At 40.0% G+C, this 13,714-nt stretch carries 13 protein-coding genes, 1 tRNA gene and 1 pseudogene; 2 read left to right on the top strand and 13 right to left on the bottom strand.

What is annotated here, in order from left to right:
* On the bottom strand, window positions 1-1,610 hold a 1,610-nt coding region (locus tag GNE10_RS22150), incomplete at its 3' end, for a tetratricopeptide repeat protein (RefSeq protein WP_185567012.1).
* Window positions 1,611-1,799: 189 nt separating this feature from the next.
* Between GNE10_RS22150 and GNE10_RS22145 the strand changes: the two genes are divergently transcribed.
* Window positions 1,800-2,258 (top strand): endonuclease domain-containing protein, encoded by a 459-nt coding sequence (locus GNE10_RS22145; RefSeq protein ID WP_185567011.1) that lies wholly within the window; start codon window positions 1,800-1,802, stop codon window positions 2,256-2,258.
* A 106-nt stretch (window positions 2,259-2,364) separates the two neighbouring features.
* Here the strand turns inward: GNE10_RS22145 and GNE10_RS22140 are convergent.
* From GNE10_RS22140 to GNE10_RS22090, 11 genes and pseudogenes are all read right to left on the bottom strand, one after another.
* A pseudogene (locus GNE10_RS22140) lies at window positions 2,365-2,511 on the bottom strand (DUF4058 family protein); the annotation flags it as partial.
* A 211-nt stretch (window positions 2,512-2,722) separates the two neighbouring features.
* The gene (locus tag GNE10_RS22135) at window positions 2,723-3,262 is read right to left on the bottom strand and encodes an SH3 domain-containing protein (protein ID WP_185567009.1); all 540 of its coding nucleotides are present in this window, start codon (window positions 3,260-3,262) and stop codon (window positions 2,723-2,725) included.
* A 237-nt stretch (window positions 3,263-3,499) separates the two neighbouring features.
* Window positions 3,500-5,008 carry a UbiD family decarboxylase gene (locus GNE10_RS22130; RefSeq protein WP_185567008.1) on the bottom strand — a complete coding sequence of 503 codons (1,509 nt, stop codon included), beginning with the start codon at window positions 5,006-5,008 and terminating at the stop codon, window positions 3,500-3,502.
* Window positions 5,009-5,586: 578 nt separating this feature from the next.
* A complete protein-coding gene (locus GNE10_RS22125) occupies window positions 5,587-5,748 on the bottom strand; it encodes a hypothetical protein (protein WP_185567007.1) in 162 nt (53 codons plus the stop codon).
* A 129-nt stretch (window positions 5,749-5,877) separates the two neighbouring features.
* Window positions 5,878-6,603, bottom strand: coding sequence for a carbonic anhydrase (locus tag GNE10_RS22120; protein WP_185567006.1), 726 nt, complete (start codon window positions 6,601-6,603; stop codon window positions 5,878-5,880).
* A gap of 202 nt (window positions 6,604-6,805) precedes the next feature.
* Window positions 6,806-7,270 (bottom strand): putative molybdenum carrier protein, encoded by a 465-nt coding sequence (locus GNE10_RS22115; RefSeq protein WP_185567005.1) that lies wholly within the window; start codon window positions 7,268-7,270, stop codon window positions 6,806-6,808.
* Window positions 7,271-7,345: 75 nt separating this feature from the next.
* Complete coding sequence (locus tag GNE10_RS22110) at window positions 7,346-8,518, bottom strand: CapA family protein (protein WP_185567004.1); 1,173 nt, start codon at window positions 8,516-8,518, stop codon at window positions 7,346-7,348.
* Window positions 8,519-9,023: 505 nt separating this feature from the next.
* Window positions 9,024-9,108, bottom strand: a tRNA-Ser gene (locus GNE10_RS22105).
* A 233-nt stretch (window positions 9,109-9,341) separates the two neighbouring features.
* Window positions 9,342-9,890 (bottom strand): ribosome recycling factor, encoded by a 549-nt coding sequence (frr, locus tag GNE10_RS22100; RefSeq protein ID WP_185567003.1) that lies wholly within the window; start codon window positions 9,888-9,890, stop codon window positions 9,342-9,344.
* Window positions 9,877-10,605, bottom strand: coding sequence for a UMP kinase (pyrH, locus tag GNE10_RS22095; protein WP_185567002.1), 729 nt, complete (start codon window positions 10,603-10,605; stop codon window positions 9,877-9,879). Before pyrH ends, frr begins: the two co-directional genes overlap by 14 nt.
* A gap of 71 nt (window positions 10,606-10,676) precedes the next feature.
* A complete protein-coding gene (locus GNE10_RS22090; RefSeq protein WP_185567001.1) occupies window positions 10,677-11,219 on the bottom strand; it encodes a thioredoxin family protein in 543 nt (180 codons plus the stop codon).
* A 722-nt stretch (window positions 11,220-11,941) separates the two neighbouring features.
* Here GNE10_RS22090 and GNE10_RS22085 point away from each other — a divergent pair.
* Window positions 11,942-12,868, top strand: coding sequence for an alpha/beta fold hydrolase (locus GNE10_RS22085; protein WP_185567000.1), 927 nt, complete (start codon window positions 11,942-11,944; stop codon window positions 12,866-12,868).
* Window positions 12,869-13,381: 513 nt separating this feature from the next.
* On the opposite strand, the gene GNE10_RS22080 is transcribed toward GNE10_RS22085, so the two are convergent.
* Window positions 13,382-13,591, bottom strand: coding sequence for a hypothetical protein (locus GNE10_RS22080; protein ID WP_185567013.1), 210 nt, complete (start codon window positions 13,589-13,591; stop codon window positions 13,382-13,384).
* Window positions 13,592-13,714 lie beyond the last annotated feature (123 nt).

Genomic DNA, 13,714 nt, shown 5'->3' with positions numbered 1-13,714 from the left:
ATTTCTAAATCTAATATTCTTTGTTTTGTATCTTTCAAGGCTTCTAGCTTACCTTCTTTGCGATAGATATCTGCGGCTGTTTGAAAATCTTCAATTGCTTGCTGCTTTTCTGTTATTTCTAAACGAAGATTGGCGCGATTATAATAAGCATCTGCATAATTAGGGTTAAGTTGGATTGCTTGAGTATAATCTTCAATTGCTCCTTCTAAATCTCCTGAGTCAGAACGAGCATTACCACGGTTATAATAAGCATCTACATAATTAGGATTAATCTGTATTGCTTGGGTATAGTCTTCAATTGCTCCCTGAAAATCTCCTAAATCAGAACGAGCATTACCGCGATTATTATAAGCTACAGCATCTTGAGGATTAACTTTGATAGTTTGCGAAAATACTGGTGGAGTTCCTAATAAATAACGAGCAATACCACGATTTTTATAAACATCAGCATAATCGGGATTAATTTTAATGGCTTGGGTATAATCTTCAATGGCTCCTTGATTGTCTCCTATATGAGAACGAGCTTCAGCCCGATTTTTGTAAGCCACGGCCAGATTAGGATTAATTCTAATAGCTTGGGTATAATCATTAATTGCTTCTTCTAATCTACCAATTTGATATAAAGCCAAACCTCGTTTATTGTAAGATTTAGCATCGTGAATATTTATCTGGATTGCTTGAGAATAATCTGCGATCGCCGCTTCATAATCGCCTATTTGATAGTAAGCTAAACCTCGTTTATAATATAAATCAGGGTGACTGTGATTCAGTTCTATAACTTGATTATAGCTAGCTATTGCATTTGTATATTCTGCTTTTTGGAAAAATCCATCAGCTAATTTTAGATAAAGCAAATTTAAATCTTCACCGCGAGAATTTAAATAACTCTCGACATCAGCTTGAAAAGAAGATTTGAGCAATTGATTATTAGCCGACTTAGGTGGAGTTTCTTGTTTTGGTAAATATTTATAAATCGGTGATTTTTGCCTCAAAGAATGATGATTGCTAGAAGATTGTAGCTGTTCTAAATAGTAAAATAAGCCACCACCATAAAGTAATTGATCTATGCCAAAAGATATTCTACCAGTCTTCAGCTTAATCATGCGGGTTGGGAGAAAGCCAGCTAAAAAAAGGTGATATTCAGATTGTGCCTCGCTCACATCTTCTTGAATTAAAATGCAAACTACAACCGCATTTTTTTCAACTTCTTCAGAACTAATTGACCATCTAACTCTGTCAATACTACCGTGACGAGATTTAACTTCAATACCAATAGAAGGGTCGGAAGTCAAGGTAAAATCAATTTTACCATCGCCACCGAATCGCTTTTCATAATCGACTTCAGTAATAAAATCAGTTAAACGTTCCTTGACAACTTCCTCACCGAGTTTTCCTTTAAGATAGTTAATAAAAACATCACGAACTGGCAAAACACGCTTATATTTCTCAGCCATTTGCCAGCAAAATTCTCTTAGTGCCTTTAGCCTCTCTCCAGAAATTATAGTTAATTCACTATGTTGACCTTCTGTTTCACAATGAAGCAGACAACCAGATGTTAGCCTTTTGATAAAATCAGACTGTAGCGATCGCAGTAGCGTAATCCAGTCCATTTTGATTGCTGCGAATCTTTTGATGAGATTATTTTATTAAAATATTCATTCGGCGTAAACCTTTCAATTAGCTTGGGTGATATTGCCAAAAATTGCTTGTCTGATTATGCCAGAGTTTTGAAGAGTTGGGGCAAGAGTGCGATCGCTGGGAATAATACATGAAATATTAATTAGCTAACCACAGTCCAAATGTCCCAAGATAAAAACCCCAATCCAAATCCTCTCACCGACTCCAGTCCCCCCTCCTCGCTTGCGGGGAGGGGGTTAGGGGGTGGGGTTCCGGGAAATGTTTGGCAAACCCCCTATGAACTTTGGAAAAAACTTAAGCCATTGGCGCGACAGATGCGGCGTGAACCAACTCCAGCAGAAAAGTTACTTTGGCAAAAGTTGAGACACAAGCAACTTTTGGGTTTCAAGTTCCGCCGTCAGCAAGCAATTCACCGTTTTATCGTCGATTTTTTTTGTCATGAAGCGCGGTTAGTGGTGGAAGTGGATGGCGAAATTCACGACTACAGCAAAGAGGAAGATGCGATACGTCAAGAGTTTTTGGAAAGTTTGGGGTTGGAGGTTGTGCGATTTAGAAATGAGGATGTTCTGGAGAGGATGGAGGGGGTGTTGCAGGATATTGCTAGTTGCTTGCAGAGATAGAACCCCACCCCCAACCCCCTCCCCGCAAGCGAGGAGGGGGCTAAATTATTATGTGGTTTTTGGTGGTGTGTGCGATCGCTGCTTTGAGATGGAAAATTTTTCAATCAATTCGTTCTTCAATAGCAACAAAATATTTAGGGCGCAGTTGAGGAGATAACGAGTCTGCGATCGCTACTATTAGTCTCCCATGTATTCCTGGCCATAATGCAGGATCTTCTAAATACGGGTTCATTCCTGGAAATGGAGAAGGCATAAGCAGTTTTAAATTCTAAATTCTCGCGTTCCAATGCTGGCAATTATATAAGAATTCAGAATGCAGAACTCAGAAGTCAGAATACTTTGAGATCCAAGCTTAATAATTTCAATAAAATCAATAAGCTATAACACCTTGATTTTTTAATTATTCTGAATTCTGACCGGAGGCGGAGCGTCTCCGGCTCCGCTCCTGAATTCTGACTCCTTATTTACGAACAACTAGTAAGGGCTGCACCACATTGATCTTCTCTTTTCAGCCAACCCTTAATACCTTCAAATTCTACCTGCGCCCAATCTCCCTGACAGCCTAACAATTTGACAGGCGTATTAGCAGGAATTCTTCCCACTTTGCGGCTTTGTTCGTTGCTATTAGCATAAACCTCTACACCATTAGTACCATAGCCTTGAGTTGATAAACCTAAGTTTGGCACAAACACCCATCCAGTGCCTTGAAAACCATCACTAGGATTAGTAATCTGTACCCAATTTTTCACAGCAGCAACAACTTGAACTGTTTGATTAATCGGTATTTGTCCTAAAATTCTGTGCTTTGTACTTGCACCAGTTCGCACATTTAAACCTTGTGGATCTGTATCTGTGACATAGGCAAAAATATCACACTTTTGTAGTTTCTTGGATTCTGCTAAAGCTATTTGATTAGCTATACCATTATGGAGCATTACACTAATACAACTGAATGCCAATGCTAACGCTAACTTTTTTGTGAAATTGTTGACTTTTTTGGTCATATTTTATCCAATTATTTGGCATCAGTAGTTAAATATGGAGTTCTTTTACTATCTCATAAGGCAACTCCGATATAGCTAATGCGCGCTAAAAAAGCATAAAGCAGGAGTGCTTGTTGAGTGTTAACTGTGAACTGTCAACACTTTAACCAGAATAATTTATGTTTTTGGAGTTCACTTATTTGTGAGTAATCTCTCAAAACAGCAGTTATCTAAATAACTGCTGTGACAAACATCATATTATTTCATATCGTAGCCAAACAGATTTGGGTCAACTTCTCCTAATTGCAACTGTGCCAAACCATACTCCGCCCAGCGTCTATCTACCATCGCCGCCACATCTGGATCTGATTCTAAAGTCGCGCCCCATTCATGATCTGTTTCCGGCGGAATCTTTGTGGTAGCATCAATTCCCATACGTCCACCCAAGCCAATTTTTTCGCTGGCAAAATCCAAACTATCAAAGGGTGTGTTCGGTAAAATAAACACATCTCGAACTGGGTCAACTTTAGAACTAATTGCCCATACAACTTGACGCGGGTCGCGAATATTTATATCTTTATCGACAACAATCACAAATTTGGTGTATGTAAATTGTGGTAAGGCACTCCAAAACGCCAAAGCCGCCCGTCTTGCTTGTCCCGGATATGCTTTGTCAATGGAAATAATCGCCGCTTTGTAACTCAAAGCTTCCATTGGTAAGAAAAAATCGACGATTTCGGAGACTTGTTGCCGCAGAATAGGTGTATAGATGCGATTAAGTGCGATCGCCATCATCGCTTCTTCTTTGGGTGGACGACCGCTAAATGTTGTTAAGTAAATCGGATCTTTGCGGTGTGTTATGCATTGAAAACGAACCAAAGGCGAATCCTCAACGCCACCGTAATAACCCATGTGGTCGCCAAAAGGCCCATCCGGCAAAACTTCCCCTGGTGTAATGGTTCCTTCTAAGACAAATTCTGAGTCTGCGGGAACTTCCAAATCCACAGTTTTACACTTCGCCAACTGCACGCCCGAACCACCATAAAGTCCAGCAAACAGCCATTCTGATAAATCTACAGGAATGGGCGTAGCTGCTGCCATGATAATTAAAGGATCTACACCAAGTGCGATCGCCACTTCTAATTTTTTCCCACGTTCAGCCGCTTTTCGCAAATGCCTCGCCCCACCCCGCACCGATAACCAGTGAACCGTCATCGTATTTTTGGATTGTAGTTGCAAACGATACACCCCTACATTGGGCGTACCAGTCTCACAATCCTTGGTAATTACTAATCCCAGGGTAATAATCTTGCCAGCATCACCAGGATAAGGACGTATCAAAGGCAACTTATTTAAATCCAAATCATCGCCTTCGATCGCAACTTGTTGACAAGCCGGAAAAAAGTCCCGCCCTGGTTTCGCCTTCACTACGTCAAACAGCACCTTACCAAAATCTATCGCCTGGGAAATCTTCTTCGGTGGTTTTGGTTGTTGCAGCATACTTAACTTTTTCCCCAGAGTTTCCAATTCCTCTGGATGTTGCATATTCATCGCCCAGCAAATTCTTTCCACAGTTCCCATCAAATTCACCGCCACCGGGAAAGAAGCACCTTTGACATTTTCAAACAACAACCCCGGCCCACCTTTCTGTAGCATCCGGTTAGAAATCTCAGCAATTTCTAAATCTGGGTCAACTAAAGCTGTAATTCGCCGTAATTGTCCTTTTTCTTCTAGAATTTTAATGAATCCCCGTAAGTCTCTGGCCATAGTTCTTGTAAAGCAAATTATTTAAGAAATGTGAAGCGCTTTCTTATATTATTAGTCATTCGGGGTGTTGGGTGATGACTGATGACTGATGACTGATGACTGGGAAATTATTATTCTTCCCTACCGCCCCATCTCCCTTGTCTCCCTTGTCTCCCTTGTCTCCCTTGTCTCCCTTGTCTCCCTTGTCCCCCACTCCCATCTAGCCTTTACTGTAAATTAACCTGTTTCTTAACTTTTCTTAACTAAATTTTACAAACATTTTAGTTATCCTAACTGGGGATAGGCATTATTTTTGATAAATAAGCACTAACCTAATCAAACATGGCCAGAATAAACTATACCTTCCCGGCAGGCGGTCTTGTTATGTGACCCCTACTGGGTTTATTTGTTACAAGCTTTAGAACGACTTGAAGAAGAATTCAGAATTCAGAATTCAGGAGTCAGAATCAAGACGCTCGCGGACTCGCTAACGCTGCGCTATCAGTCGGGGATTCAGACCCGCGACTGATTGTTCGCGTAGCGTCTCCCCTTGGGAGAAGACCACCAAATCTACAATTTGGTGGGGGTCTTAAACCCAGTTATTCATCCACCACTCGCACAGAATTCATTCTGAATTCTGGCTCCTGACTCCTGAATTCTGTTTGATAAATCTTTGTGCCTTCTACCCTGTGGTTTTCTTCGTAAAGGGTATACAGGAAATCATGGTTAACAGGCAATTTATGAATCAAGCTAATCACCATGTAGGAATTTCTCGATTGTTCAACATTATTATTGTTGTGGTATTAAGGCTAATTTCTTACTTTTTTATACTATTTTTAATTCAGCTTAAACTCTTAACTTTATCCCTATGCTGACATTAGTGGCGTTCTTTATCCATTAACAATATTGACCTTACCAGTATCAATATCGTAACAAGCGCCAACAATTTTGAGTTTGCCAGCATCCAGCAATTTTGCTAATATTCCTGAGCTTTCTTGTAATTTTTTCGCCTGATATTGAACATTGGCTTTAACTGCTTCATCACTAGTATTATCAGTTGTTAATTTTAGATTTGCTAAAGCAGGCTTGATACCTTCAACAACAAAACCAATTCTGCCAGGAAGTGGTTCGTTTTTAATTGCTTCTGTGACTGCACCGCATCTTTTATGACCTAAAACTACAATTAACTGCGAACCTAATACAGCTGTAGAATATTCCAAACTACCTATAGCCGTGTCACTGGCGACATTACCAGCCACTCGCACAACAAATAAATCTCCCAGCCCTTGATCGAAGACGATTTCCGCAGGTACTCTAGAATCTGCACAGCCTAATATAGCAGCAAATGGATACTGAGCTTTAGCAACTAATCGTAGATGTTCTAGTGTTTGATCCGGATATTTGCGTTGTTGATGAACAAATCTTTGATTACCGTTGAGCAAGCGTCTAATAGCTTCATCAGGACTCACTGGATTAGGGTTAACTGAATGAACGTCAGCCGCAGCAGCTTGTTGTATATCCCAAAAGCGATGTCCAAAAGCAACAGCCCCAATACCCATTACACCTACGAATTTTAATAAATCACGTCGTCCTATGAATCCATTAATTTGACTCATGAATACTACCTGATAACATTATTCTTAATATCAGGAACATATCAGATACAAATAGAATGCAAGAGTACCCTTTTACACGGTTTAAGAGTTATTTAATAAAACAAAATTCAGAATTCAGTAGTCAGAATTCAGTAGTAAAACAAGTTTGATGCTTGGTGTTAAAACTAAGGTTGCGTACTTGAAAAACTAGAATTTACTGCATTTAGGGAAAAATAGCTTTTTCTAAAGTACTTTTGACAAACTGATATACCTCTGGTTCATCTGAGGCTCTTGGCCCTGCAATATTCAGAGTTACTATTTTATAGTTGGAGATAAATAATAATAATTCACTGACAGGATTTAAAGTGAATTTTTGACATATATGCATATAAGGTTTGTGATATTTTTGAGCTAATTGAGCAGTTAATAAAGTGCCAGTAAAAAGCTTTTCAGTGATAGAAAATATAATAGTTCCATCAGAGTCGCGGACATTCCATTCAGTGCGCTGGGAATATTCGGTATATGGTGTTTCAGTGAGGTTATAACATATATGAATCACACCATCTTCTGCTTTACGACCTTGAGGACACCAGCCTCCGTGAGGAACTTTATGAGCTATAGCCCAATCGAGAGCTGCGCGGTCTGCTCCTGTTTGACCGCCAGAAACTATTTTTAAGTTATTAGACATTTGGAAGTTTGATAAAATTTTGAAAATCAGTCAATTATGATTCTCTAGTTTAGATTGTGAATATGAGGGCGATCGCTATGATTTACCTTTGATAATAATCTCGCCTTTGTTATTAATTTTTACCGGATTTTTAGGAAAAGCTTTATTATTCAAATAACGCATAAGTTTGAGTGTCCTGAAATGCCGATCGACTTGAGGAATTCCCTGCTTATCCATGCGAATGGGAATAATTTTACTTGATACCAAATTGCCAGATGAGTTGAGTTTGACTTCTAAAATTAGCGAGTCGCCAGCTTGAGCATTTGTAGATAAAGTCCGATATCCGAGAAAATTTCCTAAAGAATAAGCTATGATTTTATTCTTATAGATTTCCATCGCTCTAGGAACGTGAGGCCCGTGTCCCAGCACTAAATCTGCTCCAGCATCAATCATTTTTCTGGCAAAATTAATTGAATTACCTCGGTTTTCTCCATAAAAAAATTCTGTCTGATTTTTAACGTGTAATGCCTCCGTTCCTTCTGCTCCAGCGTGCATCGATACTATTACAATGTTGGCATTCTTTTTGGCTTGCGCTACAAGTTTTTCGGCTGCTACTAAATTATGGATAGAATTATACATTTCATAAGGAGAAAAACCAATCATTCCCACAGGAATATTGTTAGCTTTGAGATAGAGAATTTGATTTTTATGACCTAATGTAGCAATGCCCGCAGCCTCAAGATTCTTTTTTGTATCTTTGAACCCTACCAAACCAAAATCCATTGCATGATTATTTGCCATATTGAATACATTAAAACCAGCTTTAGCAAATAACTGGGCGTATGCAGGTGGAGAACGAAATGCAAAAACTTGTTCTCGATTAATATCTTTAGTAGTGTATGGATGATTCGTTAAACTACTTTCAAAGTTACCAAACAAGATATCAGATCCTTGTAAATGATTTCTCACAGATTTTGGTAAAAGTTGATCTTGAAAGCGGGGTAATCTGTAGTTAGGAAAATTAGTACCAGGAATAATATCTCCAACAGCTTTAATGGTGATAGTGCCTGCAAAGATTTGTTTTTTTAATGTTGGTTCCCTAAATTCAGGTATGGTTAATGGTAACAAGCCAGATTCAACAGGTGTAGTAGCAGCGTTTGTTCGCTGTGATTGCCCTAGCCGAATCACCACTCCCACGCCAATACCTAAATAAAAACATACACCAACAAAAGCGAACGAAACTGCCCGCCCCAAGCTTGTATCTGCCATCGTTCACTCCTCACACGATGGCATTAGTTTATCCTAAAAATCTGTGTTAGCAATGTATATTTTAGTGTTTTCTAACAAATATCAAGCTAAGTAATTACTGAAGTATGGTGATTCTCCCTCGAATGCAATATACCTGGTAAGTAGATGGACATAAATAAATATAATATGTTCTGTCATTGCGTTCGCGTAGCGTCTCGTAGAGAGCGAAGCGAAGCAATCCCAGAGACTTTGCGATTGCTTCGCTTCGCTCGCAATGACATCTTAGATTTAATCATGACTATCTACTTAACTATAGTTAAAAGAGAACAGGGAACGGCTTAGTACAGCTTTGCACAAGGTCGTGGCGAATTGAGAGTTTAAATTTAAACGCAAAGGTAAACGCATTCGCCGTTAGGCGTTCCCGAAGGGTAGGGGCGCAGAGAATTAGCTACTAATTAATGAATGTTGTACTTAGTCAAAGCAAAGACTTGTGATTTTTAGTATGGCTTTAAGATAGTGTTTTGAACGGAGAGGGGGGGATTCGAACCCCCGTTGGGTTTCCCCAAAACGCATTTCGAGTGCGTCACCATGAACCGCTCGGACACCTCTCCAGATATTTATTTAGAGATTTGAAGTTTATTGACATTCAAATCTTGCAATGTTGGGGATAATGTTCAGCGCATCCCCTTTGCTATTATAGCATTCAAATTATTCCAGCGATCGCTCAAATTCAGCTTTACAAAGCTATGTAGACATACACAGACATCACATTTTACAAAAGACTAATTAAAAAGGCTGAAGAATTTATGCCATTCTCCAGCCTTTATGCTTGAGACCTTAGACTTTAAACAGTCGTGATGTCTTTTTCTTTTTCTGCCAACGATGCATCTATTTTGGCGATGTACTCATTGGTGAGTTTTTGCAATTTGTCTTGCTGGTCTTTTGATTCATCTTTGGAGATTTCAGACGCCTTCTCCTGTTTGCGAATGGAGTCTAGAGCATCGCGACGGATGTTGCGAATGGCAACCCGACCTTCTTCAGCATACTTAGCAGCTGTTTTGACAAATTCTTTACGCCGATCGCTCGTCAAAGGCGGAATATTCAGCCGAATTACGCTACCATCATTACTTGGTGTTAAACCTACATCCGAAAGAGAAATGGCTTTCTCAATGATGTTTAAAGTGTTGCGCTCGTAAGGCTGAATCAGAATTGTTGAAGCATCTGGTGTGCTAATATTTGCCACTGATTTTAGGGGTGTCGGCGAACCGTAGTAGTCCACCAAGACTTTATCTAGTAAACTCGCATTGGCGCGACCAGTGCGAATTGTGTTAAATGCTCGTTGAGTCGCCTCAACAGTTTTTTGCATCGTACTCTCAGCTTCAGCTAATTTCACAAGAACCTCCCACAAGGGTGCCGATGGTTTCTCCCAGGACTGCTCGGTGGATGTTACCTCGCACCGTCAAGTCAAATACCAAAATTGGGATGTTGTTTTCTTTACATAAGGCAATCGCAGTACTATCCATTACCCGCAAATCATGAGCCAAAACGTGAGCGTAGGTGAGCGTCTTATAACGCTTGGCGTCAGGATGAGTTTTCGGATCGGCATCGTATATTCCGTCTACCTTGGTGGCTTTAAAAATCACTTCGGCATCAATTTCTGCGGCTCTTAATGCGGCAGTGGTGTCTGTGGTAAAAAAGGGATTTCCCGAACCAGCGCCAAAAATTACCACCCGCCCTTTTTCAAGATGACGGATGGCACGACGACGAATATACGGTTCCGCTAATTCTTGCATCGCGATCGCAGTTTGCACCCGCGTCTGCACTCCTATTCGCTCCAGCGAATCTTGCAGCGTCATGGCGTTCATTACCGTGGCAATCATTCCTATGTAGTCAGCGGTTGCCCTATCCATCCCCGCCGATGCTGCTTTGACGCCACGAAAAATATTGCCGCCGCCAACAACTATGGCGATTTGAGTCCCAGTGGCTACCACCTCTGCTACTTCCTGGGCTATTTCTTTCACCACTTCTGGATCGATGCCATAGCCCATGTTGCCCATTAAAGCTTCACCGCTCAGTTTGAGTAAAACCCGTCGGTAATTCGTTCCCATGAAGTTACGCTTTATCAAAAAAGTTGCAATTGCCTCCAATTTAAGATAGCAGTTACAGGGACTATCTATATCTAGTTACGCCAAATCAATGTAGTACCTATTGGTTCTGTTTGTGGTATAGCTATTTCTTGACCAGCAAACAAACACCCGATCGCTGTTTTCAAATAAGTCTGTCCCACAAATGATGGATCTTGGGGGCGATCGTCAATTTGACCTTTGTAGCGTACTATGCCTGTACTATCTATCAAAAATGCCATTGGTGTTTTTATAGCCCCAAAACTCCGGGTCACATCTTGGGTTGAGTCCCACAAGTAAGGGAAATTCAACTCGTGACGCTGGGCAAAAACTTTCATATTTTCAAAGGTTGACCCGGAGTCGCTACCATTCATCCCAATCAAGGTGAAACTTGAAAGAGCAAATTCCGCTTGAATCTTTTTAAGTCTGTCTACATACAACTCTACATAAGGACAGTGGTTACATATAAAAACCACGCCCACTGCACGGAACTTCTCAAGATAACGGCTAAGATGGTGTACTTGACCATCAATTCCTGGGAGTTCAAAATCTGGTGCGTAGCTGCCGATAGGAGTATCAATTGTTTCTAGTATATTCATCTTTTCTGGCTCGCAGGACTAGGAACAAGAAAAATATTGTGAAATTCAGCGTCAGTTTCCAGTTGCAAACCACCCCTTAGCCGATGCCTCATGTCCAACAATTTTATGAACCAACTTGGCGATCGTAAATTGTGAAACTACTGAATCTAGGACTGATGCCAATTCCATCACTTTTATAATTGTTTTTTTTGTTTTATGTGTTACTTCCTTCACGCCAGGTATATTACCAAGTGTAAAGTATCACAAGTAGTATGATTATCGAAGTTCAAGGATAGCATCACAGTCTAAATGTGTGCCAACATGGCGAAAATTTGATTGAGATTGGAGAAACTATGGTTCCTAATACTGACATAATCTAATTTGTGAGTAAATTAGCTTTACCAACAATACGAACACTGCCTATGCTCGATAAAACTATTAGCATAACCCTAGTATTAAATGCCTAGAAGTTTTTGTGTCGTATGTCTAAATTATCACTAGACCAAAAGATTTAATTTGAAAATCTGATAAATTTTAGGGACTTCCAAGTAAAAAAAGATTCCATGAGAAGACTCTTAACTGTTAACCGTTAAGGCTTTACACTCAACAGTCAACAGTCAACAGTCAACAGTCAACCACCATCTGCCGTTGTTTATTTTTAGAATTTCCTGAGGCGAAATCAAAGCAATTTTGCTTGATTTGAGTGCTAGAAATCTCATACAGTTGCGTTCATCGAATTCCCTATGACAATCTCAAGTTCAAACACAGCGTTTACGTCTACAAAAACCTGGATTTGGCAAGGTTTTAGTATCTGCTATCAATGCAGTGGAACCACTGGCCCAGCCGTCGTTCTGGTGCATGGATTTGGGGCTTCTTGGTGGCACTGGCGAAAAAATATTCCTGCATTAGCAGAAAATTGTCGTGTTTATGCCATTGATTTGATTGGCTTTGGTGCTTCAGCCAAACCCGAACCTGGTGAAAAAATTGCCTACACCTTAGAAATTTGGGGACAGCAAGTGGCAGATTTTTGTCGCGAAGTGGTGGGTGAACCAGCTTTTTTAGTGGGAAACTCCATTGGCTGCATTGTAGCCATGCAAGCAGCGGTGAGTCAGCCAGATATTGCTTTGGGAGTTGCTTTGCTCAACTGTTCTCTAAGGTTGTTGCACGATCGCAAACGGCCAACTTTACCCTGGATTCGGCGTACAGGAGCGCCTTTACTGCAACGGGTATTGTCTATTAAACCAGTTGGTGAATTCTTTTTCAATCAAGTCGCCAAACCAAAAACAGTACGCAAAATTCTACTCAAAGCCTACGCCAACGCAGAAGTAGTTACAGATGAATTAGTAGATATTCTGACTGCTCCAGCCAGCGATCCTGGTGCTGTGGCTGTATTTTTAGCATTTACTTCTTATTCCACAGGGCCTTTACCAGAAGACCTTTTACCGTTGTTACCTTGTCCGGCAATTATTTTGTGGGGAGCAGCCGATCCTTGGGAACCTATTGAATTAGGTAGAGAATTAGCTAATTTTCCCCAAGTACAAAAGTTTATTCCTTTAGAAGGAGTGGGGCATTGTCCCCAAGATGAAGCACCAGAGTTAGTTAATCCGATTTTACAAGACTGGATTCGGGAGCGATCGCAGTTCCTAGACTCGGCAAAATTAGAAGCATAATTTTTGCCCAGCTACATCCAAAATATCCATAATCATTAATTTTATGTAGGGTGTGTTATGCCGTAGGCTAACGCACCTTGAATTTTTTATAAAAGAAAGAAAAGACAGGAGCCAAAGAGTAGAAGGAAGAAGGAAGAAAAAGGTATAAACCAAACTGAATTGTGGGCAAAAAACTTAAAAATATTTATAAATTAAGTAAGCACCCATGCTGGCAAAATACCTTCATGGGTGCTTACTTAAAGCTGCATAATTTAGTTACACAATCAAAAAATTGCTAGTCAAGTAGTTAAAAATATTTGCATTTTAAAGTAAGAAAGAGAAATAAAAAAGTAAGCGTTATCTTTAATATCTACTTTTCTGTTCTCTAATCTTTAGAGGTCATAGTAGACAGCCTAAGCTCTCTCAAATTCTCGCTTGAACGAACTATGTGAGTGTGGTGCTTATCTACTAATTGCAAAATTTAAACTACAAGACTAGTTAGATTTGGCAGACAAACACTGACTAGAAGCCAGATTAGTCATTATTACCTCTTAATCTTCTTCTTCTGGCTCTGCCCTCGTAGTAGAAGTCCTCGCCTCTAGGGAACAAGTAGAAGAAACCTTTTTTGAAGTCTATGCCTTTGTCTCTGTCTTCGTCGTTTTCTCTTTGTCCCCCAGCTAGAAGCTGTTGGTCTTCAGTGGATAAATCCACAAGTAAATCAGATTGGGTAGCTTGATTCAACATGATTAATGACCTCCCTTACAAATGTAGGTGTGTAGACATATATGGTTTAAACATAACTGTCACTCACCTATAGTTTTTTATAAACTTATTTTTTGATGATTTAATTGTCCTAAAGTTATAGAT

The sequence above is a fragment of the Nostoc sp. 2RC genome, assembly GCF_014222165.1.
GTDB classification, from domain to species: Bacteria; Cyanobacteriota; Cyanobacteriia; order Cyanobacteriales; family Nostocaceae; genus Nostoc; species Nostoc linckia.
Note: the sequence above shows the minus strand (reverse complement) of the source record. Positions and strands in the feature narration are given on the sequence as shown.

Excerpts from the sequence above, each read along its gene's own strand:
- GNE10_RS22145 (WP_185567011.1), top strand. The coding sequence starts at position 1,800 with ATGTCCCAAGATAAAAACCCCAATCCAAATCCTCTCACCGACTCCAGT.
- GNE10_RS22135 (WP_185567009.1), bottom strand. The coding sequence starts at position 3,262 with ATGACCAAAAAAGTCAACAATTTCACAAAAAAGTTAGCGTTAGCATTG.
- GNE10_RS22130 (WP_185567008.1), bottom strand. The coding sequence starts at position 5,008 with ATGGCCAGAGACTTACGGGGATTCATTAAAATTCTAGAAGAAAAAGGA.
- GNE10_RS22125 (WP_185567007.1), bottom strand. The coding sequence starts at position 5,748 with ATGGTGATTAGCTTGATTCATAAATTGCCTGTTAACCATGATTTCCTG.
- GNE10_RS22120 (WP_185567006.1), bottom strand. The coding sequence starts at position 6,603 with ATGAGTCAAATTAATGGATTCATAGGACGACGTGATTTATTAAAATTC.
- GNE10_RS22115 (WP_185567005.1), bottom strand. The coding sequence starts at position 7,270 with ATGTCTAATAACTTAAAAATAGTTTCTGGCGGTCAAACAGGAGCAGAC.
- GNE10_RS22110 (WP_185567004.1), bottom strand. The coding sequence starts at position 8,518 with ATGGCAGATACAAGCTTGGGGCGGGCAGTTTCGTTCGCTTTTGTTGGT.
- pyrH (WP_185567002.1), bottom strand. The coding sequence starts at position 10,605 with ATGGGAACGAATTACCGACGGGTTTTACTCAAACTGAGCGGTGAAGCT.
- GNE10_RS22090 (WP_185567001.1), bottom strand. The coding sequence starts at position 11,219 with ATGAATATACTAGAAACAATTGATACTCCTATCGGCAGCTACGCACCA.
- GNE10_RS22085 (WP_185567000.1), top strand. The coding sequence starts at position 11,942 with ATGACAATCTCAAGTTCAAACACAGCGTTTACGTCTACAAAAACCTGG.
- GNE10_RS22080 (WP_185567013.1), bottom strand. The coding sequence starts at position 13,591 with ATGTTGAATCAAGCTACCCAATCTGATTTACTTGTGGATTTATCCACT.